The organism is Bacteroides sp. RCH18 (assembly GCF_058231005.1).
The window spans coordinates 3,098,637-3,124,384 of sequence record NZ_JBIPTC010000001.1 but is presented as its reverse complement, the minus strand read 5'-3'; the positions used below and the strand labels follow the sequence as shown (position 1 = coordinate 3,124,384).

Annotated in this window: 17 protein-coding genes; 15 read left to right on the top strand and 2 right to left on the bottom strand. The window is 42.9% G+C overall.

All coding sequences use genetic code 11. The features are described 5' to 3' along the window. Positions 1-221: 221 nt before the first annotated feature. Together metG and ACHLI0_RS12430 are read right to left on the bottom strand one after the other, a co-directional pair. On the bottom strand, positions 222-2,261 hold the full coding sequence (gene metG, locus ACHLI0_RS12435; RefSeq protein WP_178309860.1) for a methionine--tRNA ligase: 2,040 nt from the start codon (positions 2,259-2,261) through the stop codon (positions 222-224). Between the two features lie 143 nt (positions 2,262-2,404). Continuing rightward, a complete protein-coding gene (locus ACHLI0_RS12430) occupies positions 2,405-3,130 on the bottom strand; it encodes a S24 family peptidase (protein ID WP_490749284.1) in 726 nt (241 codons plus the stop codon). 444 nt (positions 3,131-3,574) lie between these two features. On the opposite strand from ACHLI0_RS12430, the gene ACHLI0_RS12425 reads away from it, so the two are divergent. The 15 genes from ACHLI0_RS12425 to ACHLI0_RS12355 all read left to right on the top strand — a co-directional run bounded on the left by ACHLI0_RS12425 (position 3,575) and on the right by ACHLI0_RS12355 (position 25,657). After that, positions 3,575-3,898: a hypothetical protein gene (locus ACHLI0_RS12425; protein ID WP_368122520.1), complete on the top strand. Its 324-nt coding sequence runs from the start codon at positions 3,575-3,577 to the stop codon at positions 3,896-3,898. Between the two features lie 49 nt (positions 3,899-3,947). Next, on the top strand, positions 3,948-4,907 hold the full coding sequence (locus tag ACHLI0_RS12420; RefSeq protein WP_490749283.1) for a DUF4373 domain-containing protein: 960 nt from the start codon (positions 3,948-3,950) through the stop codon (positions 4,905-4,907). 182 nt (positions 4,908-5,089) lie between these two features. Continuing rightward, positions 5,090-5,608 (top strand): HU family DNA-binding protein, encoded by a 519-nt coding sequence (locus tag ACHLI0_RS12415; RefSeq protein ID WP_008767216.1) that lies wholly within the window; start codon positions 5,090-5,092, stop codon positions 5,606-5,608. A gap of 184 nt (positions 5,609-5,792) precedes the next feature. Further along, positions 5,793-5,933, top strand: a complete 141-nt coding sequence (locus ACHLI0_RS12410) for a hypothetical protein (protein WP_234119066.1) — start codon at positions 5,793-5,795, stop codon at positions 5,931-5,933. Then, positions 5,930-6,025: a smalltalk protein gene (locus tag ACHLI0_RS12405; RefSeq protein ID WP_008767215.1), complete on the top strand. Its 96-nt coding sequence runs from the start codon at positions 5,930-5,932 to the stop codon at positions 6,023-6,025. Before ACHLI0_RS12410 ends, ACHLI0_RS12405 begins: the two co-directional genes overlap by 4 nt. 89 nt (positions 6,026-6,114) lie before the next feature. Beyond that, on the top strand, positions 6,115-9,768 hold the full coding sequence (locus ACHLI0_RS12400; protein ID WP_490749282.1) for a hypothetical protein: 3,654 nt from the start codon (positions 6,115-6,117) through the stop codon (positions 9,766-9,768). A gap of 18 nt (positions 9,769-9,786) precedes the next feature. Beyond that, on the top strand, positions 9,787-13,035 hold the full coding sequence (locus ACHLI0_RS12395) for an RHS repeat domain-containing protein (RefSeq protein WP_490749281.1): 3,249 nt from the start codon (positions 9,787-9,789) through the stop codon (positions 13,033-13,035). After that, positions 13,032-13,358 carry a DUF1493 family protein gene (locus ACHLI0_RS12390; RefSeq protein ID WP_055298923.1) on the top strand — a complete coding sequence of 109 codons (327 nt, stop codon included), beginning with the start codon at positions 13,032-13,034 and terminating at the stop codon, positions 13,356-13,358. The genes ACHLI0_RS12395 and ACHLI0_RS12390 overlap by 4 nt, the downstream gene beginning before the upstream one ends. Positions 13,359-14,056: 698 nt before the next feature. Beyond that, the gene (locus ACHLI0_RS12385) at positions 14,057-16,117 is read left to right on the top strand and encodes an acetate--CoA ligase family protein (protein WP_490749280.1); all 2,061 of its coding nucleotides are present in this window, start codon (positions 14,057-14,059) and stop codon (positions 16,115-16,117) included. Between the two features lie 99 nt (positions 16,118-16,216). Continuing rightward, positions 16,217-20,239 (top strand): hybrid sensor histidine kinase/response regulator transcription factor, encoded by a 4,023-nt coding sequence (locus ACHLI0_RS12380; protein ID WP_490749279.1) that lies wholly within the window; start codon positions 16,217-16,219, stop codon positions 20,237-20,239. A 61-nt stretch (positions 20,240-20,300) separates the two neighbouring features. After that, entirely contained in the window at positions 20,301-21,593 is a 1,293-nt protein-coding gene (locus tag ACHLI0_RS12375; RefSeq protein ID WP_490749278.1) for a Gfo/Idh/MocA family protein, read from the top strand. After that, positions 21,590-21,838, top strand: a complete 249-nt coding sequence (locus ACHLI0_RS12370; RefSeq protein WP_008761859.1) for a hypothetical protein — start codon at positions 21,590-21,592, stop codon at positions 21,836-21,838. The genes ACHLI0_RS12375 and ACHLI0_RS12370 overlap by 4 nt, the downstream gene beginning before the upstream one ends. A gap of 46 nt (positions 21,839-21,884) precedes the next feature. Then, positions 21,885-23,303, top strand: coding sequence for a Gfo/Idh/MocA family oxidoreductase (locus ACHLI0_RS12365; protein WP_008761860.1), 1,419 nt, complete (start codon positions 21,885-21,887; stop codon positions 23,301-23,303). A 56-nt stretch (positions 23,304-23,359) separates the two neighbouring features. Beyond that, complete coding sequence (locus ACHLI0_RS12360) at positions 23,360-24,709, top strand: 3-keto-disaccharide hydrolase (RefSeq protein WP_310507992.1); 1,350 nt, start codon at positions 23,360-23,362, stop codon at positions 24,707-24,709. 87 nt (positions 24,710-24,796) lie between these two features. Then, a complete protein-coding gene (locus tag ACHLI0_RS12355) occupies positions 24,797-25,657 on the top strand; it encodes an FAD:protein FMN transferase (RefSeq protein ID WP_490749277.1) in 861 nt (286 codons plus the stop codon). Positions 25,658-25,748: the final 91 nt, after the last annotated feature.

Below are 25,748 nucleotides of genomic sequence, written 5' to 3'. Positions count from 1 at the left end.
CAAAAGTCAGTAGTAACTAAAATTCCCCTCCTTCAGGAAGGAGGGGTGGCTGAAAGCCGGGGGGGTAGGTGTACTACACAAGTGAGTATCTTTAGTTTATGTATTCACCTACCACCTCCCCCTACGGGTACTCCTCCTTCCTGAAGGAGGAGAGTTTAGTTACTATTTTGACATCCCCATCCTTCCATTCTTCATTTGTTGATGGCTTATTAGCTTATCACTTATTTTACTTCGCTGCCCGGCTTCACCTCTTTCTGAGGCATGATAACTGCCAGGCTACCGTCGTTGTTTTCGGCACTCAGAATCATGCCTTCGCTGACGATACCTTTCAGCTTGCGCGGTGCGAGATTGGCGATAAAGCAAACCTGTTTGCCTACCAGTTCTTCCGGTTGGTAGTGCTTTGCGATGCCCGATACGATGGTACGTGTTTCCAGTCCGTCGTCAATCTTGAATTGCAGCAGCTTGTCGGCTTTCGGCACTTTCTGACATTCAAGGATGGTACCAACACGGATGTCGAGTTTCGTGAAATCATCAAATTCGATGTTCGGACGAATCGGGTTTGCCTTATAGTTGGCTTCTTCGTTGGCCTTCTTCGTGTCGAGCAACTTCTGTACCTGTGCCTCGATTACGCTGTCTTCTATTTTTTCGAACAGCAGTTCCGGCTTGTTCAGCTGATGTCCTACCGGGAGCAGGTCGTTCCTTCCCAGTTCCGACCATTCGAAGCTTTCCATGTTCAGCATCTTGCGGAGTTTCTCCGAGCTGAAAGGCAGGAACGGTTCGAAAGCGATGGCAAGGTTGGCAACCAGTTGCAGAGAGATGTTCAGGATGGTGCCTACACGTTCCATGTCGGTTTTTGCCAGTTTCCAGGGTTCGGTGTCGGCAAGGTATTTGTTGCCGATGCGTGCCAGGTTCATCGCCTCTTTCTGCGCGTCACGGAATTTGAATACGTCGAGCAGCTTTTCTACTTCTGCCTTTACGTCGGCAAATTCTTTCAGGGTTTCTTTGTCGTAATCCGTCAGTTCTGCGCAGGCAGGTACTTTGCTGTCGAAGTATTTCTGAGTCAGCACCATTGCACGGTTCACGAAGTTGCCGTATACGGCTACCAGCTCATTGTTGTTGCGTGCCTGGAAGTCTTTCCAGGTAAAGTCGTTGTCCTTCGTTTCCGGAGCATTGGCGGTCAGTACGTAGCGGAGTACGTCCTGCTTGCCGGGGAAGTCTTCCAGATATTCGTGCAGCCATACCGCCCAGTTGCGGGAAGTCGAAATCTTGTCTCCTTCCAGATTCAGGAATTCGTTGCTCGGCACGTTGTCCGGCAGGATATAGCTTCCTTCCGCTTTCAGCATGGCGGGGAATACGATGCAGTGGAATACGATATTGTCCTTTCCGATGAAGTGGAGCAGGCGTGTTTCGGGGTCTTTCCACCATGTCTCCCAACTGTCGGGAAGCAATTCCTTGGTATTGGAGATGTATCCGATAGGAGCATCGAACCATACGTACAGCACCTTTCCTTCCGCACCTTCTACGGGCACAGGGATACCCCAGTCGAGGTCACGGCTGACGGCACGCGGCTGTAATCCCATGTCGAGCCAGCTCTTGCACTGTCCGTATACGTTGGGGCGCCATTCCTTGTGGTCTTCCAGAATCCATTGGCGCAACCATCCTTCGTGTTTGTCGAGGGGGAGATACCAGTGCTTGGTCTCCTTCATCACAGGCTTGCTGCCGCTGATGGCGCTCTTCGGGTTGATCAGATCGGTGGGCGACAGGGATGTTCCGCATTTCTCGCATTGGTCGCCGTAGGCACCTTCCGAATGGCAGTGAGGACACTCACCGGTGATGTAGCGGTCGGCGAGGAATGTTTTCGCTTCTTCGTCATAGTATTGTTCGGATGTTTTTTCGATAAACTCTCCTTTGTTGTATAGCGTCTTAAAGAAATCCGAAGCCAGCTCATGATGCGTCTTCGAAGTGGTGCGGCTGTATACATCGAACGAAACGCCGAATTCTTCGAACGATTTCTTGATCAGAAAGTGGTAACGGTCTACTACATCCTGCGGAGTGACTCCTTCTTTCTTTGCACGAATCGTGATAGGTACTCCGTGTTCGTCCGAACCTCCGATAAACAATACATCTTCTTTCTTCAGTCGCAGATAGCGCACATAGATATCTGCCGGTACATATACGCCGGCCAGGTGACCGATGTGTACAGGTCCGTTCGCATACGGCAGTGCCGATGTGACGGTGGTTCTCTTGAATTTCTTTTCCATTGATATAGAGTGATTTTATGATTTTACTGCTTGCAATGTGCAAAGATACGGTTTGCAACGTGCAAAGATAATGCTTTCCACAGATTTCAGGAAGAAATGTGACAGGAAATCTGTGGAAAAGGCTTGTTTAGCCTGTGCCGTTTTTACATCATCATATTCTTTCTGATGGAGAACTTCACTATCGCCATATCCTGAATGGTGTCTACAGGCAAGTCCATCGGCTCGTGGTGCGGATTGTAGCTGACGAGTTTGACGTACCCTTCCTTCTCCGAGCGGTTGACGTATTTCACCGTCAGATACTGGTCTCCGTCGAGGTGGAACGCCACGATGTACATTTCTCCGTAAATGACATTGCCGAAGTTGTTGATCCCCTTGAACCCTACGATATCTCCCGATTTGAGAATGGGATACATGCTGTCTCCGTTGACAAAGATGGCTCCGTCACACGCGGGTATGCTCGGAATCAGTATTTTGCCCAGCGCATATTGGCGCTTGTCGGAAAGCAGGGTCCTTAAATTGGCGGCGGCTGTGATGTCATAGAGCGTCACACTCCGGTCGTCTATGGCTTCTGTGGTTTTTGAATTGTGAATAGTCTCTACTTCTCCCCGTATCTTTCCGTTGTCAAAAGACTTTGGGTCGTGCAGCGGACTTCCTTTTCCGGTCAGCAGCCAGTTGTAGTCCACATGACGCAGCTTGTTCAGCAGTAAGGGAAAGTCTATGCTGTTTCGCGCGCACCAGTTGGAAAGTGTCGCTCTGGCTACTCCTAAATATGATGCAAGTTCACTGTCCCGTTTCAGATTCAACGCTATTTTCGCCCGCTTTACGATTTCCGGTACATTCAGCAGTGTATCCGCTTGTTTCTCATTCATGTTTTTGCTTACTTTTTTATATGTTAATATTTATTCTTGTATTATCGCCTCATATACAGTCTTTTGTAAAATAATTCAGCGTTAATATCTAAAATCATTTGTTTTATATATGCGACTTTCTATACCTTTGTGGTATTCGAAATGAATATTTGATTTCAAAATTAGAAATAAAAATTAGATAAACCATGAGAAAACAAGAAAAAGATGCGAAATACTTTCAAAAACCGCATTCTCCCCCTCCGAAAAGAGAGCTGTTAGCTGTTAATAGTTGATTTGTCAGGAGTTAACAGTTGTCATATTGGGTATTAACAGCTGACGTGATGGCTGTTAATATCTGACGGGCAAGTTGCCAATGATCATTGTGTAGGATGTGAATCTCCTGTGCGCAGGCTGCCTTACCTTTTATCTGAAAACATATCAAGTATATCAAAAAGAATAACCGGAATGGAAACATTACAAAAACAAACACTTTACGTTTGCGGCTGTTGCAAACACACGCTTCCTTCAGAAGCCTTTTACGTAGATAAGAAAACCGGCCTTCCAAGCAACTACTGCAAGGAATGCCGCAAATCCGCCAGCCGGAAATACAGGAAGACCGAGAAGCGCACGCTGGCACGTGATGACCGTGAACCTTATCCCGTTATCACCTCTACGAAAGACCCCGATCTTCGTCAGAAACTGATTCTGTCCGCCCTGCAGACTGTAAGGGCAAGTATCAAGCGGAAAAAGCAGAAACTTTGTGAAGTGGAAGCGGAACTGACTGATTAACAAAATGAAAAAAACTGACTGATAAACTATTTATAAAAACAATACAACTATGGGAAGAATCAAACAGGGACTGGACTACTTTCCCCTGAGCACCGACTTCATGCACGACCGTATCGTTCGTCGTGTCATGAAGCGTGAGGGCGATTCCGCTTTCACCGTTTTAATCTATATTATGTCTTATCTTTATTCGGGCGAGGGCTACTATGTCCGTGCCGATACCGATTTCTGTGACGAACTTTCCGATCAGCTTTTCAGTACGGACAACGATACCGTCCGCCGTGTCATCCGCCTGTTTCTTGAATACGGGCTTTTTGACTCTGCGCTTTATGAGCGTTACAGCATTCTGACTTCTGAGGATGTCCAGCGGCAGTATCTCTTCATCACCAAGCGTCGCAGCCGGCACCATATCTGTCCGGATTATTGTCTGCTGCCGGAAGGAGAGAAGGCGGAATCTACGGAACCGGTGAAATCCGCAGAAGAAATGCCGGAGAAGAAAACAACGGATGGGCAGCCGGATACTGTTGCCGCAACAGGGGAAAATGTGGCAGCATCTACGGATATGGTAACAGCATCCCGGGATACTGCAACAAAAACAGCTCTCATAAAAAGAAAAGAAAAGGAAAAGAAAGAAAACATCCTCCCTAACCCTCCTTTCGCAAAAGGAGGGGATGAAGAAGAAGGGAGTGAAGGAGAGAAAGTAGCTGAAGGAGCCGGAGGCGGGATGAGAGAGGAATGCGATCAACGGTCTGCCAAGAAGAAACGGAATCTGACGCAGGAAGATATCGACCGGATGCAGGCTCCCCCGGACGGATGTCCCCGCAATTTTTCCGGTCTGCTGGAGAACCTCCGACTCTTTCGTGTTCCTCCTGCGGAACAGTACGCTATAGTGCTGAAAAGTAATTACGGTGAAATCGGTGGTGATATTTGGAAAGGCTTTAGTGTCATTCGTGGAAGCGGCGGGAAGATTAAACTGCCGGGACATTATTTGCTGAGTGTGCTGAATAAATAAGATGATTTTAGTAAATATTTGTATATCAATATATTATATGATTGTTTTTATATTAACTAACTTATTAACGCACATTTCCGAAATCGCTTGTATAGCTCAAAATAAGCTCTTATATTTGCAGTGTCAATAAGCTTAACGACAGAAACTAATAAAAAGATTAATAACTAAAAACTATTACAATTATGCCAGTATTATATAAACCTTTCCAGTCTAATCTGGAAGATAAGAAAAGTGGGAAGAAACTGTTTTATCCCCATGTAGTTCGTACAGGAAATATCAATTCCGCACAGCTTTCCAAAGAGATTGCCGCTTATTCTTCCCTTTCTCCGGGTGATGTGAAAAATACGCTTGACAATCTGGTGACGGTGATGGCGCAGCATCTTCAATCGTCCGAAAGCGTCAGTGTGGATGGTTTGGGAACATTCCGCATGGTGATGAGTGCCCGTGGCCGGGGTGTTGAGACTGCCGACGAGGTGAGTGCTGCACAGGCTACGCTTACCGTCCGCTTCCAGCCTACCACGACGAAGAATCTGGACCGTACCACCGCTACCCGTTCTATGGTGACGGGTGCCAAGTGTGCCCGCTATGACAAGCTGGTCTCCGCGCCTGGTGACGGCGGATCGGTTGATGATCCGAATGACAAACCTGGTGGTGGCAGCGATGGCGGAGATGATGGAGAAGCACCGGACCCGACAGTATAATTTGTTCCTTCCTTCGCGGGAAGAAATATATGACTAACGACTGAACTGTAAAACAGAAAAATAAAGAAACAAGAAACAAACTAGAGCTAACTAAGGATAACCAGCAAAAGACTAACTAATGATAATTGGTTAAAGACTAGGACTTTAATAAGACAATCAACTAAACAGAGAATTATCAATTAACATGAGAACTATCAATTTGATCGTGGTGCATTGTTCCGCCACGCAGGGGAATCGTACGCTTTCTCCGGAGGAAAATACGGTAGGGACACAGAGTAAACTAAACTATTTAAAGAACGAGAAAGGAGGTAAATTATGGCAATGAAGAAATCAGTATGGGATATGATCCTGAAGGTGGTTATCGCGGTGGCGTCGGCTGTAGCAGGCGTGTTGGGGGCTAATGCGATGAGTTTGTAAGACAGCTACTATCCGTTTGCCGGTATCGATTAGCGATCCGGCAAACGGAAAAACTAAACTATGCATATTTATATTAAACACAAATGATTATGAAAGAAAAACTATATACATTATTATTTTTTTTATTGGTGACTATATCCGGAAAGGCACAGGATTTCAATCCTGGTCCGGAAGCCCAGAACCTAACCGAAAGAAAGAACGTAACGGTGGACTATGCAACGGGATTGTTCCACTACACCGTACCTCTGTATCAATTAAAGTCAGGTGATTATGAATTACCTATTTCATTGGATTATATTGCAAAGGGAGTGAAGGTGAGTGATCCTGAAGGTTTAATAGGTCAAAATTGGGCACTTAATATTGGGGGTGTTGTTACTAGAACAATGCGTGGTGGATTTGTTGACGAGACACCTGGGCTTGGTTATTTATGGACAGAAAATGCTGTTACTCCATTGGAGCAGGATGCGAGGAGTGTGGGGCTTCGTAGACGGGACGGAGAGAGTGATATTTTTACTGCCGTATTCAATGGGAAGAAGGTGGATTTTATCATTCGCATGAATGAAAACAAACAGATATATGCTTTGCCGTTGGGACAGACTGATGTTCGTATTGAGTGCGAAGGGACTTCCACAGAGATCACAGGCTGGGCTATTACGGATAATAATGGTGACTGTTATATCTATCGGCAAAGAGAAATATGTAAGGATGTCGAGTATGTGGATGTTTCTACTTCCAATGCTATTTCAGATTCCGGTTATACCTCAGCGTGGCATCTTACCTGTATTCTTCCATACAATGGGGCAGCGATTGGTTTCCACTATAATGGCGATGCAATGTTGTCTACTAATAATCCAGTATCAGATAACATAAATACTATGAGAATATATGATTCATACAAGATGACCTATCACTATGATAGACCTATGAAAGAACAGCCATTTGATTTTGATCAGTATCGATCGGATTTTAACTCTGCAATTGAATCAGCGCGGCATTATTTAGATATGTGTTCTTTAGGAATGCATTTTAAAGTAACAAGTTCGTTAATATCGAATTATGTGCAAATCAGTCAAATAAATACCCAGCCACTTTTGAGTAAATACATAAAGACAAATAATCGAATTGTCGGTGTGTTGTCGAATATCTCGAAAATGGCTAGTGTATCCACAGAATTGGAAGAAAATCTTCGAGGTTTGGCTAAATATTGTAGAAGTATAAATAATTTTAACGCTGATATGGCCGGTATGTATTTGGATGCAGCGGCAGACTATATAAATGCCTGTTTGTCTGAAGTTAGAACTATAAAAACGAAAGAAATATCGGGTGGAAGCAGCTATAAGGTTCTTTCTCCTTTGCCTAGCATGATTGTTTTTCCTGAATATATTGTGAAATTTACCTATTTATCTTCTTCTTGCTTATCTGCTGCTAGTTTGTACAACCGAGATATGGAGCTACTTTCGTCTGTTTCGTTTATAGGGAGATTAAATGAAGTGGCTTTCTTCGATAAAAACGGTATAAAGACATCCAATATGAAGTTCAGTTATTATGAGAAGTCTGATTTTCCGACCTGGAAGGAGGCGGGGAAAGACCTTTGGGGATATCCTCTTGCGAAAAGTGAAGAGGGGGAATACGACGAGTGTGGTATGTATGCTGTTTTAAAGTCTCTGAAAGATGTTGTATTATCTGATGGTGGAAAGATAGAGATTGGATATGAGAATAACAATGCGAGAAATATTATGGTTGGAGGAATTCGTTTGAAGTCATTGGTTTTTAGTGATAAGTTGAATGAACGAAGCGATACTATTTCTTATGGTTATCCTCAAACAGGCGTGAGTGTGTATAAGTCTTTTTCTAATGTCGTCAGAGTTTCTTATCCAGAATGTATGGATAAGATTGAGTATGGCAGAATACACTTGGAAGGACATCCGATAGTGAACGTGGGTAATAATGGCTTCTACTATCCATGTGTGACAGAGACTGTTTCAGGCAAGGGTACTACTGTCTATCGTTATCGGGTGACTTCTCCTTCGTCGACAACTGAACTTGACTATCCATATTGGCAGAATGGTTTATTGACTGAAAAATCGATGTATGACACTAATGGAAAAATGCTCAAGAAGATTCAATACATTTATGAAATAGATACTAGTGGTGAAAATAAGCTTCCCCAAATGCAGCCGTCTAATTTTTATTTAGATGGAGAAGCTTTAGAACGTTTTTATAATGCTCAAAGAACTCCATACCTCACAGGAGAAGAATTTTATCAGTGGAACATCAAGCCGCGTTTATCTCCCACGAACACTGACAAGTTCTATAATTTGCACTATGGTTGGAAAACAACTTTAAAAGAAGAAGTGGAGTATAGGGGTGACGAAGTTATTCTGTATTGTAGGACAAGATATTGTTATGATAATCCGCTTTCTGTATATCCGAATCGCATTATTCGTACCGGTGCGGATGGGGTTGAACGTACTAAGGTTCTGAAACGGGTAATGGATATGGCGGATAGTGCGGATCCTGTTTTTATCAAGATGAGAGAGGTCAATTTACTTTCGCCTGTTGTGAAATCGCTTACTCTTATTGATGGTAAATTGATAGATGAGACTGTGTATTGTTATCAAGATGACAAAGGGGCAAAGGTCGGTTCCATAGCTCCGGTTGAGGTGCTGATTTATATTCCAGATACACCAGAAACTTATATTTTGAATGCCGTTGATGCACAGCTATTTACTTATGGAGAAAGTAACTATATTACTGACTCTTCTTATCAATATACTAGTCAGAAGGTTTCAAGGAAGTGGGTAGAAACCAATGGAAGAACAGAACGGAAAGGCCGTACTTATGATAATTATGGGAAATTATTATTAGAATGTGATGCAATAGGAGCTACGGCGAGTGATAAATACAAAAGTATGATAGAAAGTCAATCTATGGAGAAAATAAAAAGTGCGTTAAGCGCATTGAAGTCGCGTCAAGCAAATTTGCCATTGCTAATAGAAGAACTTAAAGAAGCGATGGATGACGACCAGTCTCTTCAATTTCTAAATTCGTGGAACAAATGTTTGATCGCCAAATTTGTAGAGGAAATATTGAGAGGTGATCCGGATTTAAATCAGGCGAAATTTTACTATGAATGTATTGTATGTGATGATTATGAAGTGTTGAATTGGTTTAAACAAGAATGTGAACGGATTCTAGTTTTTTTTCCGAAGTGCACTCCCTTGAAACAATATTTAAGTATAGTAGAAACGTTAATTCACTTTAATGAACAGGAGCTGTTTGATTATTTGTATTTACAGCAATACGAAATAGAGAAACCATCATACAGGTTTGACTATTCTTTGAAATTAATTCCGGATTCAGATACCCGGAACCTACGATTGTATATACTGGACGGAAATGCAACTGCTTCAGGAAGCATCACCCATGCAGGAAGTGAGGTTCCATATACCGTTGAGAGCGTTTCTTCTTCTAAATTGAAAATATATGATATTGACCTAAGCAAATATACAGACATAACCTCTGTAACTGTTAATAATCAAGGTTCTTATATGGCATTGGTTCCTGAAGGAGCAAATTTTAAGGCCACTTCTTATAATCCTGACGGTACGGTGTATGCCCGATTTGACCAGAGCGGAAATGTGGAGTATTACACTTACGATGCTGCCGGACGAGTTATCAAAGTGGAAGACCAATATGGTAATATTTTAAAAACGTATGAGTACAACAAGCTTAATAACTAATAAAACAAGATGCAGAATATGAAAACAATAGAGATGAAACGAACTTTGTCAATACTCTGTCTGCTGTCGTTTTCCCTTTTCATGAACGGGCAGCAAGCGACAGGTTATACGAAAACACGTAATTATACGGCAGAGCGGACTTATATGGATGCGAGTAGCCAAACGGGTAGCGGTGCTGCACGAATTGTCAATGATATTGTCTATACCGACGGTTTTGGCCGTAAAGAACAGGAAATACAGATAGGCGGCAGTCCTGGAGGTAATGCGGATCTGGTACTTTCTTATACCTACAATATGATGGGTCAAGTAGAGAAGGAATACCTTCCGTATGCAAAGACCAGCAACAACGGTGCCTTTGATAAGTTTTCCCCGGAGCGTTGGAGTGTCTACGGTACGGGAGAACAGGCATATGCTTATAATCTGACTCAATATGAGGATAGTCCACTGATGCGTGTTTCCCGGAAGATGGGACCAGGCAAGGCGTGGCATACCAGTGATAAGAGTGTCCGTGTGACTTACGGAATGAACAGTACAAATGAGGTAAAGTGCTATAAAGTTTCTTCCAGCGGCTCATTGATCGCTTCAGGATTCTATGGAGCGGGGAAACTGGAAGTCATTATTGAAACAGACGAAGATGGGCATCGGAGTAAAACCTATACCGACTCCAATGAACGGACTCTTCTGACTGTATCTGTCAACGGTGAAGATAGCTTGGCAACCTACTATGTGTACGATGACCGCAATTGTCTCCGTTATGTACTGCCTCCAGAAGCCAGCCATCAGCTGGCGGAGACCGACACGACGGATATCTCCGTGCTGCATAGCTTAGCATACAGCTATGAATATGATAAACTGAACCGGATGATTTCCAAACGTCTCCCGGGTTGCGCTCCCATTTATATGGTTTATGACCGTCGTGACCGTCTGGTTTTGAGCCAAGACGGCAAACTCCGGACTGCTGATGCAAAAAAATGGAGCTATTTTCTCTATGATTCTCATGATCGTGTAATAGAAAGTGGTGAAATACTTTTATCGGCAGAGCAAACGTGCGGCGAACTGCAATTGTCCGCTTGGGAAAGCGAGCATTATCTTCCTTCGGGAACTCGCACTCCATTGCAATATACGGTATATGACAATTACAAACCAACGGAGAATGTGACTGCCCATCCGTTTGTAGCAGCCGTTGGCTATGATACGCCGTATACTCTGTATCCTTCGGGGTTGACCACAAGTACGAAAACACGTTTGCTTGGCACAGATGACTGGTTGACAGAGACAATCTACTACGATGATCGTAGCCGTGTCATTCAAACGCTCTGTCATTATCCTGAAAAGGGACTGCGATATAGTCATACAGCTTATGATTTCACGGGTAATGTCTTGAGAAAGCAGGATAACATTGGTACGGATATCCTTGAAACCGTTTATACGTACGATGATCGTGCACGGTTACTAACGAAAGTCAATACTTGGAACGGGCGTTTTACCGATAAAATCACTTATGTATACGATGCATTGGGGCGTCTGACTGGCAGGAATTATGGTGATAAGGTGTCTGAGAGTTTATCCTATAATATCCGTGGCTGGCTGACTGGAATCGAAAGTCAGCACTTTTCTCAAACGTTACACTATGTTGATGGAGTAGGTGTCCCCTGTTATAATGGCAATATCAGTAGTATGACCTGGCATTCGGGAAGTGAGGCCGGATTACGTGGCTATAAGTTTACATATGACGGCTTTTCCCGCTTGAAAGATGCTGTTTATGGTGAAGGAGAACTATTAAGCAATAATACGAACCACTTCACTGAACAGGTAACGGGCTATGACAAGAACGGAAACATCCTCGGTTTACTCCGCTACGGGCAAACCAATACAATGAGCTATGGTTTGATTGATAACTTAAACTTGGTTTACAACGGTAACCAATTGGAGTCTGTCAACGACAATGCTACGGGCCATATATTCGGTAACGGTATGGAATTCAAGGATGGTGCAAGTAAAGAGATAGAATATGAATACGATGCAAATGGCAATTTGACGAAAGATTTGAATAAAAAGATAGCTGACATTCAATACAATTGTTTAAATTTGCCGGAGAAGGTGCAGTTTGAAGGTGGTAACAGTATTTCTTACCTCTACGCGGCTGATGGAACAAAACTCCGTACTACGTATAAGACAGGAAATGCCACTATCATAACAGACTATTGTGGCAATGCGATCTATGAAAATGGTGTGTTGGTAAAGGTGTTGACAGAAGATGGTTACATTACCGTTTCGAATAATCAATTTCATTACTTTATTCAGGATCATCAAGGTAATAATCGTGTGGTTGTCGCTCAAAATGGTACGGTGGAGGAAGTGAATGATTATTATCCATTCGGAGGGTTGCTTTCTTCATCATTGTCTAATAATGTTCAGCCTTATAAGTATAACGGCAAGGAACTGAACAGAGATAATGGTTTGGATTGGTATGATTATGGGGCGAGAATGTATGATGCTTCGTTGGGAAGATGGCATATGATGGATCCAATGGCGGAAAAATATTATACAATAAATTCGTATGTGTACTGCATAAATAATCCGGTAGGATATATAGATCCAAATGGTCTGTGGGCTCAGTCTTCTTTAGGATGGTTTACAGATAACACAAAGGATATAGGACGATTTCTTAATATGATGCAAATCGAAATCGAGATGCAAGGAAACATTTCTAAAGATCAACTTAATAATTTTATTTATGCGGAGTATAAGGGTATAGGTGGGAGATTAAGTGATGGAAGTACATTATTATCGGAAGTGAATGCAGTTCTTGACAAAATAAGAGGATGGGATATTCTTGAATATCAAAAGAAGGCAATGCTTAATGAAATAGATGAATATACTTCTTTTGTACAAAATGATTATATTCAGCAAGTAGCGGGACTTAGTGGTGATTGGAAACATTTTGTGGGTCCTTCTTTGATTTTTTTAGGGCAGCCTATTCGAGCATTAAAACCTATTGGGGCATTGGGGTCAAAACCAGGGTCTTCAATAGCTTCATATACTTTATCAAAAGCTTTTCCTCAGCGCTTCACAAATGTGTTTGGAAAGAAAATTGGAACAAAAATTGCGAAGAAAGTAGGTACTAATACAATTGGTAGGGCTATTGGAAGATTTGTTCCATATTTAGGTTGGGGAATAACTATTGTTACTACATCATTTAGTTTAGGAGAGAAGTTTGGACCAAGTACTTGGTTTGGTAATAATGATTATAAATGGTTTGAATGAAGACAATATATAAAGATAATATTTGGAGACAAATTATTCACTTTGTTAAAGAAGAACGTTGGGATGGTGAGTATACTCGTGAAACAGATCTCGTTAAAGATTTGCAACTTAAGGGAGATGATGCCTATGAATTTATCTGTTTGTTTAGTAAGAAATTTAACGTGGATATTGTAGATTTCAATTTTGAAGAATATTTCTATGCTGAAGGGGATTGGATATTTCCAAAAATATTAGGCTTAATCTTAAAACAAAAAGAAGAAAGCAAGAAAAGAATAACACTTGGGGATTTAGAAAGAGGAGCGAAGGAAGGAAAATTAGTCTAATATTATATCATTAAATTTACCTTAATAGAGTAGCTTTGTAAACTTGTATTGTATCGTCTTGTTGACGTTTACCCTGATAGGATTTTATTTTCTATCAGGGTATTTAATAATCAATTGGCTTGGTAACTTGTCTCTAACTAACTTTATTGTATATTGAAGTGAAAAATTATTTTTATAAAAAAGGTAGCTAAACAGTTGAAGAGAAGTTATTAAGAATATCATTGAGTAGGAATATGTATTTTTGCGGCACTGTCCATAATTTTGTGTAAATAAATAAGATTAAGGAAAATATTTACCTTAAAGAATTTGGATGTGCTTGGGATACTTTTCTTCTAAACCAAAATCTGCAAACGATTCAGTTTGTTACTCATTTGCCTCAACCGTATTTATATAAGTAAAGTTCTTCATTATTTTAATGACAACTATATTAAATTAGGATGTTTTTTTCTTTGTCAGTTTTAATATTCAAAGAAAAAACATTTTTTAGTAATCGCTTGATATCAAGATAGAGCTATGGAAATGACAAGATCGTAGTGAATGAACATGAATTGACCAAAAAGTTAGCTTATGATAGAATAACCCAAATGTTTTCATCTGTTTTTAAAAACTTCCACCCATAATTCTCCTATTTTTCTTTCTTTTTTCTCGCAGGAAAGAATATATTTGTATCCTAGTTTAAACGAAAACCAGTGTATGATATGATAACATCCCAGTTGCTTTGTCCCGAGAGTATAGTTGTAGTAGGGGCTTCGAATAATGTACATAAGCCGGGTGGCGCTATATTGAAGAATCTGATAAACGGAGGTTATCAGGGAGAACTCCGGGCTGTGAACCCGAAGGAGACAGAAGTGCAGGGAGTTCCTGCCTTTGCAGATGTAAAAGAATTGCCTGATACCGATCTGGCTGTGTTGGCTGTTCCGGCTGTGATGTGTCCGGATATAGTAGAGACACTGGCAAGCGAGAAGCAGACGCAGGCATTTATCATACTCTCTGCGGGATTTGGTGAAGAGACACACGAAGGAGCACTGCTGGAAGAACGTATACTGGAAACTGTCAACAAATACGGTGCTTCACTGATTGGTCCGAACTGCATCGGACTGATGAATACATGGCATCATAGCGTCTTCAGCCAGCCTATTCCGAACTTGAACTCAAAAGGAGTCGATCTGATCTCCAGTTCCGGTGCTACGGCAGTCTTTATTCTTGAAAGTGCGGTGACAAAAGGATTGCAGTTCAATTCTGTCTGGTCGGTAGGAAATGCCAAGCAGATTGGTGTGGAAGATGTGCTGCAATTTATGGACGAGAACTTTGATCCGGAGAAAGATTCCCGTATCAAGCTACTCTATATTGAAAGTATTCACAACCCGGACAGATTGCTCTTCCATGCCTCTTCATTAATAAGAAAAGGCTGTAAGATTGCGGCGATAAAAGCAGGAAGTTCGGAAAGCGGAAGTCGGGCGGCTTCTTCACATACAGGAGCGATTGCCAGTTCCGATTCGGCTGTAGAGGCACTGTTCCGTAAAGCTGGGATTGTGCGTTGCTTTTCGCGCGAAGAGCTGACTACCGTTGGTTGTATCTTCACCCTCCCCGAACTGAAAGGGAAAAACTTTGCCATCATTACTCATGCCGGAGGTCCGGGAGTGATGCTGACGGATGCTTTGAGCAAAGGCGGACTGAATGTCCCTAAGCTGGAAGGTGAACTGGCGGAAGAACTGAAAGCCCAACTCTTCCCCGGAGCTTCTGTAGGAAATCCGATTGACATCCTTGCCACCGGTACACCTGATCATTTGCGTATCTGCATCGATTATTGCGAAGAAAAATTAGACAATATAGATGCTATCCTGGCTATCTTCGGCACACCTGGACTGGTGACCATGTTTGAAATGTACGATGTTCTTCATGAAAAGATGCAGACCTGTCACAAGCCTATATTCCCTGTTCTTCCCTCCATCAATACAGCAGGAGCGGAAGTGGCGGCATTCCTTGCCAAAGGACACGTGAACTTTTCCGACGAAGTGACTTTGGGAACTGCACTGTCTCGCATTGTCAACGCCCCGAAACCGGCGGTGCCTGAGATTGAACTGTTCGGAGTCGATGTACCGAGAATCCGTCGTATCATTGATTCCATCCCGGAGAATGGATATATCGAACCTCATTATGTGCAGGCATTGCTGCACGCAGCCGGTATTTCATTGGTCGATGAATTTGTTTCCAATAAAAAGGAGGAAGTCGTGGATTTTGCCCGTCGATGTGGATTTCCGGTAGTAGCCAAAGTAGTAGGTCCTGTGCATAAATCGGATGTCGGCGGCGTAGTACTGAACATTAAAGGGGAACAGCATCTGGCACTTGAATTTGACCGTATGATGCAGATTCCCGATGCAAAAGCGATCATGGTTCAACCTATGCTCAAAGGCACAGAACTTTTTATTGGTGCAAAATATGAAGAAAAGTTCGGGCACGTGGTACTCTGCGGTTTGGGCGGCATTTTTGTGGAAGTCCTGAAAGATGTATCTTCCGGCTTGGCCCCCCTTTCTTATGAGGAGGCTTATTCAATGATTCGCTCCTTACGCGCCTATAAAATTATCCAGGGAACCCGTGGACAAAAGGGAGTAAACGAGGATAAATTTGCTGAAATTATCGTTCGTTTGTCTACCTTGCTCCGGTTTGCAACAGAAATCAAAGAAATGGACATAAACCCGCTCCTGGCCACTGAGAAGGCGGTTATAGCGGTGGATGCGCGTATCCGAATAGAAAAATAGGACTATTCTTTCATTCATTGAGACATATTTTCTATCTTTAGGCAGTAATTTTGCCTACATTTGATAACTCAAAACAAAAAGGTAGAAAATACGAATAGTATGAAGAAAGCTTTAGCACTCCTGATAAGTTTTATATGCTATCAAATCGTCTGTCATGCACAAGTGATGGATGAGCATTATTATTTCAAAAACCTAAGTGTACAGAATGGATTATCCCAAAATACAGTAAACGCTATTTTGCAGGATAAACAGGGCTTTATGTGGTTTGGAACAAAGGACGGACTGAACCGGTATGACGGTTTGTCATTCCGTCAGTTCAAGCACGATGGCCGCAGTCAGAGAAGCATTGGCAACAATTTCATAACAGCACTTTACGAAGATGCGGAGGGAAACATCTGGGTAGGTACGGATGTGGGACTCTATATCTATTATCCCGAGAATGACTCGTTCCGGCATTTTGAAGAACTGAGTGCGGAAGAAACCAAGATAGAACACACTGTGACAGCGATTGTGGGAGATGACCAGGGATGTGTCTGGATTGCGGTAGAGTCTCAGGGACTCTTTTGTTATGATTTGGCGCAAGGAAAACTTCAGAACTTTACCCTAAAGAACTTTCCTTTCATTTCCACTAATGTCCAGTCTTTTGTTTTTGATAACAGCGGGACACTCTGGATAGGCTGCTATGGTGATGGACTTTTTTATTCAAAAGATCGTCTGAAAACACTTCAACCCTACATCTCTCCTGTCGACAATAAGGAAACTTTCAAAAACGATGTCGTGACTACCCTCGTGAAGGGTGCCTATAACTGTCTGTATATCGGAACTTTAAGAGGTGGGGCGAAGGAATTGAACTTAACCTCCAACAAATTACATGATCTGCTTTCTGTTGATGAAAATGAAGAACCGGTTCTTTGCCGTAACTTGCTGGTTGCTTCTGACAATGAGTTATGGATAGGGGCGGAATCCGGAATTTATATCTATAACCTCCGGATGGGTAAATATGTCCACCTGCGCAGTTCAATCAATGATCCATATTCTCTCTCTGACAATGCGGTCTATTCACTATGTAAAGATCGTGAAGGAGGCATCTGGATCGGTTCTTATTTCGGAGGAGTGAACTACTATCCCCGTTTCTATACCTACTTTGAAAAGTATTATCCGAAAGGGACAGATAATGGTTTGCATGGAAAAAGGGTACGTGAGTTCTGTCAGGACAATCAGGGAATCTTGTGGATCGGTACGGAAGATGGCGGATTGAACCGTTTTGATCCGAAAACAAAAGCCTTCTCTTTCTTCACCCCAAGCAGTGCATTCACCAATGTTCATGGATTGTGTCTGATTGGCGATCATCTTTGGGTAGGAACTTTTGCAAAGGGAGTGAAAGTTATCGATACACGTACGGGAGCGATTGTGAAAACATATCAGAAAACCGATTCGCCCCGTTCATTGATGGACAACAGTGTCTTCTCTATTTGCCAGACAACAACAGGGGATATCTACTTGGGTACTTTGTTCGGCTTGCTGCGCTATAATAAGCATACTGATGATTTTGACCGGATACCGGAACTGAACGGCAAGTTTGTATATGACATCAAAGAAGACTCCGGCAGCAATCTATGGCTGGCAACCTACGCCAATGGGGCTTATTGTTATAATGTGAATGAAAAGAAATGGACTAATTACCTGCATGATGAAAACAATCCTAAAAGTCTTCCTTATGATAAGGTTTTGAGTATTTTTGAGGACTCTCATCGTCAGATCTGGTTAACGACACAAGGCGGAGGTTTCTGCAAGTTTCATCCCGAAACGGAAACTTTTACCAGCTATGATTCCCGTAACGGATTGCCGAATGATGTTGTTTATCAGATTGTGGAAGATAAAGAAGGCCTTATGTGGCTGACAACCAATAATGGGCTGGTGTCTTTTCAGCCTGCCACGGGAGCGATGAAAGTATATACTACCGCCAACGGTTTGCTGGGCGACCAGTTTAACTATCGTTCCAGCTTTGAGACGGAAGACGGAACGATCTATCTGGGAAGTATCGACGGCTTTGTCGCTTTCAATCCGAAAAACTTCTCCGAAAACAAGTCTCTTCCATCCATTGTGATTACGGACTTTCTGTTGTTCGGAAAAGAAGTATATGCCGGTGATCCTTCGTCTCCGCTGAAGAAAAGTATTAATTTCCTGGACGAGCTGGTTCTTCAGCCCGATCAGAATTCTTTTTCGTTTCGTGTCGCAGCTCTGGACTTCCAGGCTCCGCGAATGAATCGGATCATGTATAAGTTGGATGGCTTTGATGATGAATGGCTGCCCGTTGGAGAGAGCCCTGTGGTATCCTATTCCAACTTGTGGTATGGCAATTATACCTTCCGTGTGAAAGCTTCTAACAGTGACGGAGTATGGAACGAAAATGAAGTATCTTTGATCGTTCGTATACTTCCTCCTTTTTATCTTACTATCTGGGCTTATTGCGTATATGTTTTGCTGATCATAGGCTGCTCCCTGTATGCTGTGTGGTATTTCAAGCAGCGAAGTAACTATAAGCATCGCAGGCAGATGGAGAAGTTCGAGCAGGAAAAGGAACGCGAGATCTATCATGCAAAGATCGACTTCTTTACGAATGTAGCTCACGAGATACGTACTCCGCTGACTTTGATTAAAGGTCCGCTAGAGAATATTATTCTTAAGAAAAAGGTTGATGCGGAGACGCGTGAGGATCTGAATATTATGAAGCAGAATACGGAACGTTTGCTGAATCTGACGAACCAATTACTAGACTTCCGCAAGACGGAAAGTCAGGGATTCCGTTTGAACTTTGCTAAATGCAACATCACGGAGGTGCTGAAAGAAACCCACCTGCGGTTTACTTCTCTTGCCAAACAGAAAGGACTGGAATTTACCCTGCAACTGCCCGAGACGGATTTTTATGCTCATGTCAATCAAGAGGCATTCACCAAGATTATCAGTAACTTACTGAACAATGCCGTGAAATATTCGGAACATTATATACATGTATCTCTGGAGGTGACTGAGGGGGATGAAAGCAATGTATTCCGTATCCGTACGGTGAATGACGGAGTGATTATCCCTCGTGAGATGAGGGAAAAAATATTCCAGCCTTTTGTCCGTTTCAATGAGAGAGAAGACGGAAAAGTGACCACCGGAACGGGTATCGGACTGGCTCTTTCACGCTCATTGGCTGAACTGCATCAGGGAACGCTGGCTATGGGGGAAGAAGAAAATAGTAATACCTTCTGCCTGACATTGCCTATCGTTCAGGATATGACAATCACTTTGACTCCGGAAACAAAAGCGGAACCGGAACTTGTAAGTGAGACTCCTGTGGAAGTGGAACAGGGAGAAAAGAAAGACAATCGTCCTACAGTACTGGTAGTGGAGGATAATTCGGATATGCGTGCCTTTGTTGTTCGCCAGTTGTCGAAAGAATATGCAGTACTGTCGGCAGTCAATGGGGCGGAAGCCTTGAAAATGCTGGATGGCAATTATGTGAATTTGGTAGTGAGTGATGTAGTCATGCCTGTGATGGATGGCTTTGAACTTTGTAAGACGATTAAATCGGACTTGAATTATAGCCATATTCCTGTTATTCTGTTGACTGCGAAAACGAACATCCAGTCTAAGATAGAAGGTATGGAGCTGGGCGCAGATGCCTATATCGAGAAGCCTTTCTCTGTCGAATACTTGCAGGCTTGTGCCTCTAACCTCATTCAGAACAGAGAAAAACTACGCCGGACTTTTGCGCAGTCACCTTTTGTGGCAGCCAACACCATGGCATTGACCAAGGCCGACGAAGACTTTATCAAGAGACTGAATGAAGTAATTCTGGCTAATCTTAATAATCCGGAGTTCAGCATGGATGATATAGCGGACAGTCTGAATATGAGTCGTTCTAACTTCTATCGCAAGATAAAGGGAGTACTGGATTTGAGCCCGAATGAGTATCTTCGCCTGGAACGCTTGAAAAAGGCTGCCCAGTTACTGAAAGAAGGAGAAGGGCGGGTAACTGAAATCTGCTATATGGTAGGATTCAACTCTCCGTCCTATTTTGCCAAATGTTTTCAAAAGCAGTTTGGAGTGTTGCCGAAGGACTTTGTGGATTGAATAATCAGTTAGCCTTGATATGGAAACTGAAATAAAATACGAGAATTTAATAAATTAAATAATGAAAGATACACCTATTAGTAGACGAGATTTCCTGAAAAATATGGGAATAGCCGGGGCTGGAGCACTTCTTGCTGCGAGTCCCTGGCTTTCTGCATTTTCGGAGGTGACGAACACGTCTAGTGAAAAATGCCGTCTGGCAATTATCGGTCCCGGTTCGAGAGGACGATTTTTAATGAGTTTCCTTGTGAAAAATCCGAAGGTGGATATTGTAGCGTTGTGCGATATTTATCAGCCTTCGATTGATGAGGCTTTGAAACTTTCCCCTAAGGCAAAAGTATACGGTAACTATAAGGAGGTGTTGGAAGATAAGAATATAGATGCCGTCCTTGTGGCAACTCCTCTTAGTGCTCACTATAAAATAGTGATGGACGCTTTTGATGCCGGGAAGCACGTGTTCTGTGAAAAGTCAGTCGGCTATACGATGGAAGAGTGTTACCATATGTATCAGAAGCATCGGAGCACCGGAAAAGTTTTCTTCACCGGACAGCAACGTCTGTTCGACCCGCGCTATATCAAGGCGATGGAAATGATCCATGCGGGTACGTTCGGCGAAATCAACGGAATTCATACTTTCTGGAACCGGAATGGCGACTGGAGACGTTCTGTTCCTTCACCAAGTCTGGAGCGTCTGATAAACTGGCGTCTCTATAAGGAATTCTCGAAGGGATTAATGACGGAACTTGCTTGCCATCAGCTTCAGATAGGTAGTTGGGCATTGCAAAAACTTCCTGAGAAGGTAATGGGGCACGGAGCCATCACTTACTGGAAGGACGGACGTGAAGTATATGATAATGTAAGTTGTATATATGTATTCGATGATGGCGTGAAGATGACATTCGATTCCATTATTTCCAATAAGTTCTATGGTCTGGAAGAGCAGATTATGGGTAATCTCGGAACGGTGGAACCGGAAAAGGGACGATACTACTTTGAGAGTGTGGCTCCTGCACCGGCATTCCTGCAACTGGTCAATGACTGGGAGAACAAAATGTTTGATTCACTGCCTTTTGCAGGTACAAGCTGGGCACCGGAAACTGCCAATGCGAATACAGGAGAGTTTATTTTGGGCGAACGTCCGAAAGGTGACGGTACTTCCTTGTTGCTGGAAGCATTCGTAGAGGCTGTGATAACACAAAAACAACCGGAAAGAATTGCCGAAGAAGGCTACTATGCTAGTATGCTCTGTCTGTTGGGCCACCAGGCTATGGAGGAAGAAAAAACGCTTTACTTTCCTGATGAATACAAAATTGACTATCTGAACCATCAATCCAAAACACTCGAAACAGTATGAAAGATACAGTCCTGACCGCACGACGGAAGAAAATAGAAATAATCACTTTACTTGTATGTTTTGTGCTTGCCAATCTGGTGAATCTTTATGCAATCATCACATATCACAGATCCATGATGGAGATGATCACCTCTATTTTCTATATAATCATTTTTGCTTTTGTACTCTATGCCGCATGGGCGCTTCTGCGCCTCCTTTTCTATGGAGTGAAAGCGCTATTCACAAAGAAGAGAAACAGGCTGTGAGAACAGACCTGAACGAATATACTTAATCAATATCAATGAATAATTTATGACAACACGAAGAGATTTTCTAAAGACAATGTCACTGGCCTCTGCCGGATTAGCACTGGGATCCGGTGAACTGCTGAATGCTCAAACTATTTCATCGAAAAAAGGAAGAAATGAAAAGGTAAAAATAGCCTATATTGGCATTGGAAACCGTGGAGAGCAAATTATACAGGATTTTGCACGTACGGGTATGGTAGAGGTTGTGGCTCTGTGTGATGTAGACATGGGAGCTAAACATACACGAAAGGTGATGGGCATGTATCCTAAAGCGAAACAGTTCAGAGACTTCCGCCAGATGTTTGACAAGGCTGGTAACGAGTTTGATGCTGTAGCAATTGCTACTCCTGATCACTCTCACTTCCCTATCAGTATGCTGGCTCTGGCTTCCGGCAAACACGTATATGTGGAAAAACCGTTGGCACGTACTTTCTATGAGGCGGAACTGTTGATGCAGGCTGCCCTTAAACGTCCGAACCTGGCTACTCAGGTGGGAAATCAGGGACACTCGGAAGCAAATTACTTCCAATTTAAAGCTTGGATGGATGCAGGGATCATCAAGGATGTGACAGCTGTTACTGCTCACATGAATAATCCGCGTCGCTGGCATAAGTGGGATACGAACATTTATAAACTACCTTCAGGCCAGCAACTCCCGAAGGATTTGGATTGGAATACCTGGCTGGGAGCTGTTCCTTATCATGAATATTGCAATAAGTATGATCAGGGTGAATGGCGTTGCTGGTATGACTTCGGTATGGGAGCTTTGGGCGACTGGGGAGCACATATATTGGATACTGTTCACGAGTTTCTTGAACTAGGCTTGCCTTACGAAGTGACTCTGACACATCAGGAAGGACACAATGATTACTTTTTCCCATATTCTTCTACGATTCTTTTCCGTTTCCCGCAGCGCAAAGGAATGCCACCGGTAGATGTCACTTGGTATGACGGTCTGGATAATCTTCCTCCTATTCCTGCAGGTTATGGTGTTTCCGGACTGGATCCGAACATTCCCAAGACTAATCAGGGAGATGTTCCTCCTGCCAAACTGAATCCGGGAAAGATTATTTATTCAAAAGAACTGACTTTCAAGGGTGGTAGTCACGGAAGTACTTTGTCTATCATTCCGGAAGAAAAGGCAAAGGAAATGGCAGATAAGTTGCCGAAAGTGCCTAAAAGTCCGTCCAATCACTTCGAGAATTTCTTGCTGGCATGTAATGGCATTGAAAAGACGCGTTCACCGTTCGAGATTAATGGTGTCTTGAGTCAGGTATTCTCATTGGGAGTAATGGCACAGCGTCTCAACACTCAGTTGTTCTTCGATCCCCGCACGAAGCAGATTACCAATAATGAGTTTGCTAATTCAATGTTGGCCGGACTTCCGCCGCGTAAAGGCTGGGATGAGTTCTACAAGTTGTAAAGACTGGCAGGAAATATAAAACAGAATAAAGTTTGATTATAATAATAACATAAGTAATGAAGAAAAATATCGTATTGACTTTACTTTTGATTTGTGCTGCTTCTTTATCGGCACAGAACTGGGAACCGCTTTTCAATGGTAAAGACCTGAAAGGCTGGAAAAAACTGAACGGTGACGCAGAGTATAAGATTGTAGGCGATGCCATTGTAGGTGTGTCAAAAATGGGAACTCCCAACACCTTCTTAGCAACCACCAAGAATTATGGAGATTTTATTCTTGAGTTTGATTTTAAAATTGATGATGGTTTGAATTCAGGAGTACAGATCCGCAGTGAAAGTAAAAAAGAATATAATAAAGGTCGTGTACACGGCTATCAGTTCGAGATCGATCCTTCCAAACGTGCCTGGTCGGGTGGTATCTATGACGAGGCTCGCAGAAACTGGATCTATCCTTTGAGTTGGAATCCTTCAGCACGCATAGCTTTTAATAACAATGCATGGAATAAAGGCCGTATCGAAGCGATAGGTAACTCTATCCGTACATGGATCAACGGAGTTCCTTGTGCTAATATCTGGGATGCTATGACTCCTGTCGGATTTATCGCTTTGCAGGTACATGCTATCGGCAACGCTGCTGATGAAGGCAAGACAGTAAGCTGGAGGAATATCCGTATCTGTACGACGGATGTAGAGCGTTATCAGACACCGGAATGTCAGGCTGCACCCGAAAGAAATCTGATTCCCAACACTCTTTCTCCGCGTGAGAAAAAAGAAGGCTGGGCTTTGTTGTGGGACGGCAAGACTAATGAAGGCTGGAGAGGAGCGAAACTTTCTACTTTCCCTGCCAAAGGCTGGAAGATGGAAGACGGCATCCTTAAGGTTATGAAGAGTGGCGGTGCCGAATCTGCCAATGGCGGTGACATCGTAACTACCCGTACTTATAAGGACTTTATCCTGACTGTAGATTTCAAGATCACTGAAGGTGCAAACAGCGGAATCAAGTATTTTGTTAATCCTGAGATGAATAAGGGTGCCGGTTCTGCTATCGGTTGCGAGTTCCAGATTCTGGACGATGACAAGCATCCGGATGCTAAACTTGGTGTGAAAGGCAACAGACAATTGGGTTCATTGTATGACCTGATTCCTGCTCCTAAGAATAAACCTTTCCATAAGAAAGAGTTCAATACTGCTATGATCATCGTCAAAGGCAACCATGTAGAACACTGGCTGAACGGAGAGAAACTGATTGAGTATGACCGCAACAATGAGATGTGGAATGCATTGGTAGCTTATAGCAAGTATAAGAACTGGCCTAACTTTGGAAATATTATTGAAGGTAACATCCTTTTGCAAGACCACGGAGATGAAGTATGGTTCAAGAACGTGAAGATTAAAGAATTGAAATAAGAATATATTGTGAAAGAGGGGTTGTGCCGGAAATCTCATTCTGTCGATGAATGTTGCTTCGAGCACAGCTCCTTTCTTTTTTGATAGATGAAGACTGCCATTCAACATTTATACAGACCATCCCATGAAGGCGAAGGAGTATTTTACGCCTGGTTCCTGTCTATGCATACACGCGTAGATATTCTTTTGTGCAGTCAGAAATCAGAAGAAGAATTGTTATCTGTGGTTGAACGTATCCATGAAGCTTTAAGCTGCCTGGAGAAAACTGCCAACTATTATGATCCTGCCAGTGAACTGGCTGTCGTCAACCGGACCGCTTCTATATCTCCGGTAGTTCTTAGCAGTCAACTTTATGCAATGATTGATCTGTGCCTGGAATATCACGAGAAAACATCGGGATGCTTCGATGTGACAGTTCATTCGGAGAATTATAATCAGGATACTATTCATTCGGTATGTTTGTCGGCAGAAGAACAAAGTGTTTTTTACCGACAGCCGGGGATAACGATCAACCTTTCGGGATTTCTGAAAGGATATGCCCTGGAGACAATCAGAGACATATTGCATTCCTGTTCTATAGAGAATGCGTTGATCAATATGGGAAACAGTTCTGTACTTGCTTTAGGCAACCATCCGGCCGGAACGGGATGGAAAGTTAACTTTGGCAACCAGTCGGAGACGAAAAAGACCGGGGAGCCACAGAGTATACTTCTTCATAATGAATGCCTCACTACTTCCGGAAACGAATCGGATGGGCGCAGGCATATTATTTCTCCTCAAAATGGTAACTTCGTAGAGGGTATCAGGCAGATAGCGGTCGTAACAAAGAACGGGGCTGTCGGGGAGATACTGTCTACTGCTCTGTTTGCCGCCGGTCCGGAACAGCGCGAAACGTTGCTTGCCAGTCTCCGCCCTTTACTTGTCAATCACTTCCTGATCGGTTATTAAGCGATCGCATTATTCTTTCTTTCTGGCTATAAAACACGTCTGGAATGGTCTTTTGACCATATTATTCCATTTATCGGTCTATTTCTTTTAT

What these genes read in the sequence shown, in the direction of transcription:
- metG (WP_178309860.1), bottom strand. Translation starts at nt 2,261, where the DNA reads ATGGAAAAGAAATTCAAGAGAACCACCGTCACATCGGCACTGCCGTAT.
- ACHLI0_RS12400 (WP_490749282.1), top strand. Translation starts at nt 6,115, where the DNA reads ATGAAAGAAAAACTATATACATTATTATTTTTTTTATTGGTGACTATA.
- ACHLI0_RS12430 (WP_490749284.1), bottom strand. Translation starts at nt 3,130, where the DNA reads ATGAATGAGAAACAAGCGGATACACTGCTGAATGTACCGGAAATCGTA.
- ACHLI0_RS12395 (WP_490749281.1), top strand. Translation starts at nt 9,787, where the DNA reads ATGAAAACAATAGAGATGAAACGAACTTTGTCAATACTCTGTCTGCTG.
- ACHLI0_RS12405 (WP_008767215.1), top strand. Translation starts at nt 5,930, where the DNA reads ATGAAGAAATCAGTATGGGATATGATCCTGAAGGTGGTTATCGCGGTG.
- ACHLI0_RS12355 (WP_490749277.1), top strand. Translation starts at nt 24,797, where the DNA reads ATGAAGACTGCCATTCAACATTTATACAGACCATCCCATGAAGGCGAA.
- ACHLI0_RS12390 (WP_055298923.1), top strand. Translation starts at nt 13,032, where the DNA reads ATGAAGACAATATATAAAGATAATATTTGGAGACAAATTATTCACTTT.
- ACHLI0_RS12360 (WP_310507992.1), top strand. Translation starts at nt 23,360, where the DNA reads ATGAAGAAAAATATCGTATTGACTTTACTTTTGATTTGTGCTGCTTCT.
- ACHLI0_RS12410 (WP_234119066.1), top strand. Translation starts at nt 5,793, where the DNA reads ATGAGAACTATCAATTTGATCGTGGTGCATTGTTCCGCCACGCAGGGG.
- ACHLI0_RS12380 (WP_490749279.1), top strand. Translation starts at nt 16,217, where the DNA reads ATGAAGAAAGCTTTAGCACTCCTGATAAGTTTTATATGCTATCAAATC.
- ACHLI0_RS12415 (WP_008767216.1), top strand. Translation starts at nt 5,090, where the DNA reads ATGCCAGTATTATATAAACCTTTCCAGTCTAATCTGGAAGATAAGAAA.
- ACHLI0_RS12385 (WP_490749280.1), top strand. Translation starts at nt 14,057, where the DNA reads ATGATAACATCCCAGTTGCTTTGTCCCGAGAGTATAGTTGTAGTAGGG.
- ACHLI0_RS12365 (WP_008761860.1), top strand. Translation starts at nt 21,885, where the DNA reads ATGACAACACGAAGAGATTTTCTAAAGACAATGTCACTGGCCTCTGCC.
- ACHLI0_RS12375 (WP_490749278.1), top strand. Translation starts at nt 20,301, where the DNA reads ATGAAAGATACACCTATTAGTAGACGAGATTTCCTGAAAAATATGGGA.
- ACHLI0_RS12420 (WP_490749283.1), top strand. Translation starts at nt 3,948, where the DNA reads ATGGGAAGAATCAAACAGGGACTGGACTACTTTCCCCTGAGCACCGAC.
- ACHLI0_RS12425 (WP_368122520.1), top strand. Translation starts at nt 3,575, where the DNA reads ATGGAAACATTACAAAAACAAACACTTTACGTTTGCGGCTGTTGCAAA.
- ACHLI0_RS12370 (WP_008761859.1), top strand. Translation starts at nt 21,590, where the DNA reads ATGAAAGATACAGTCCTGACCGCACGACGGAAGAAAATAGAAATAATC.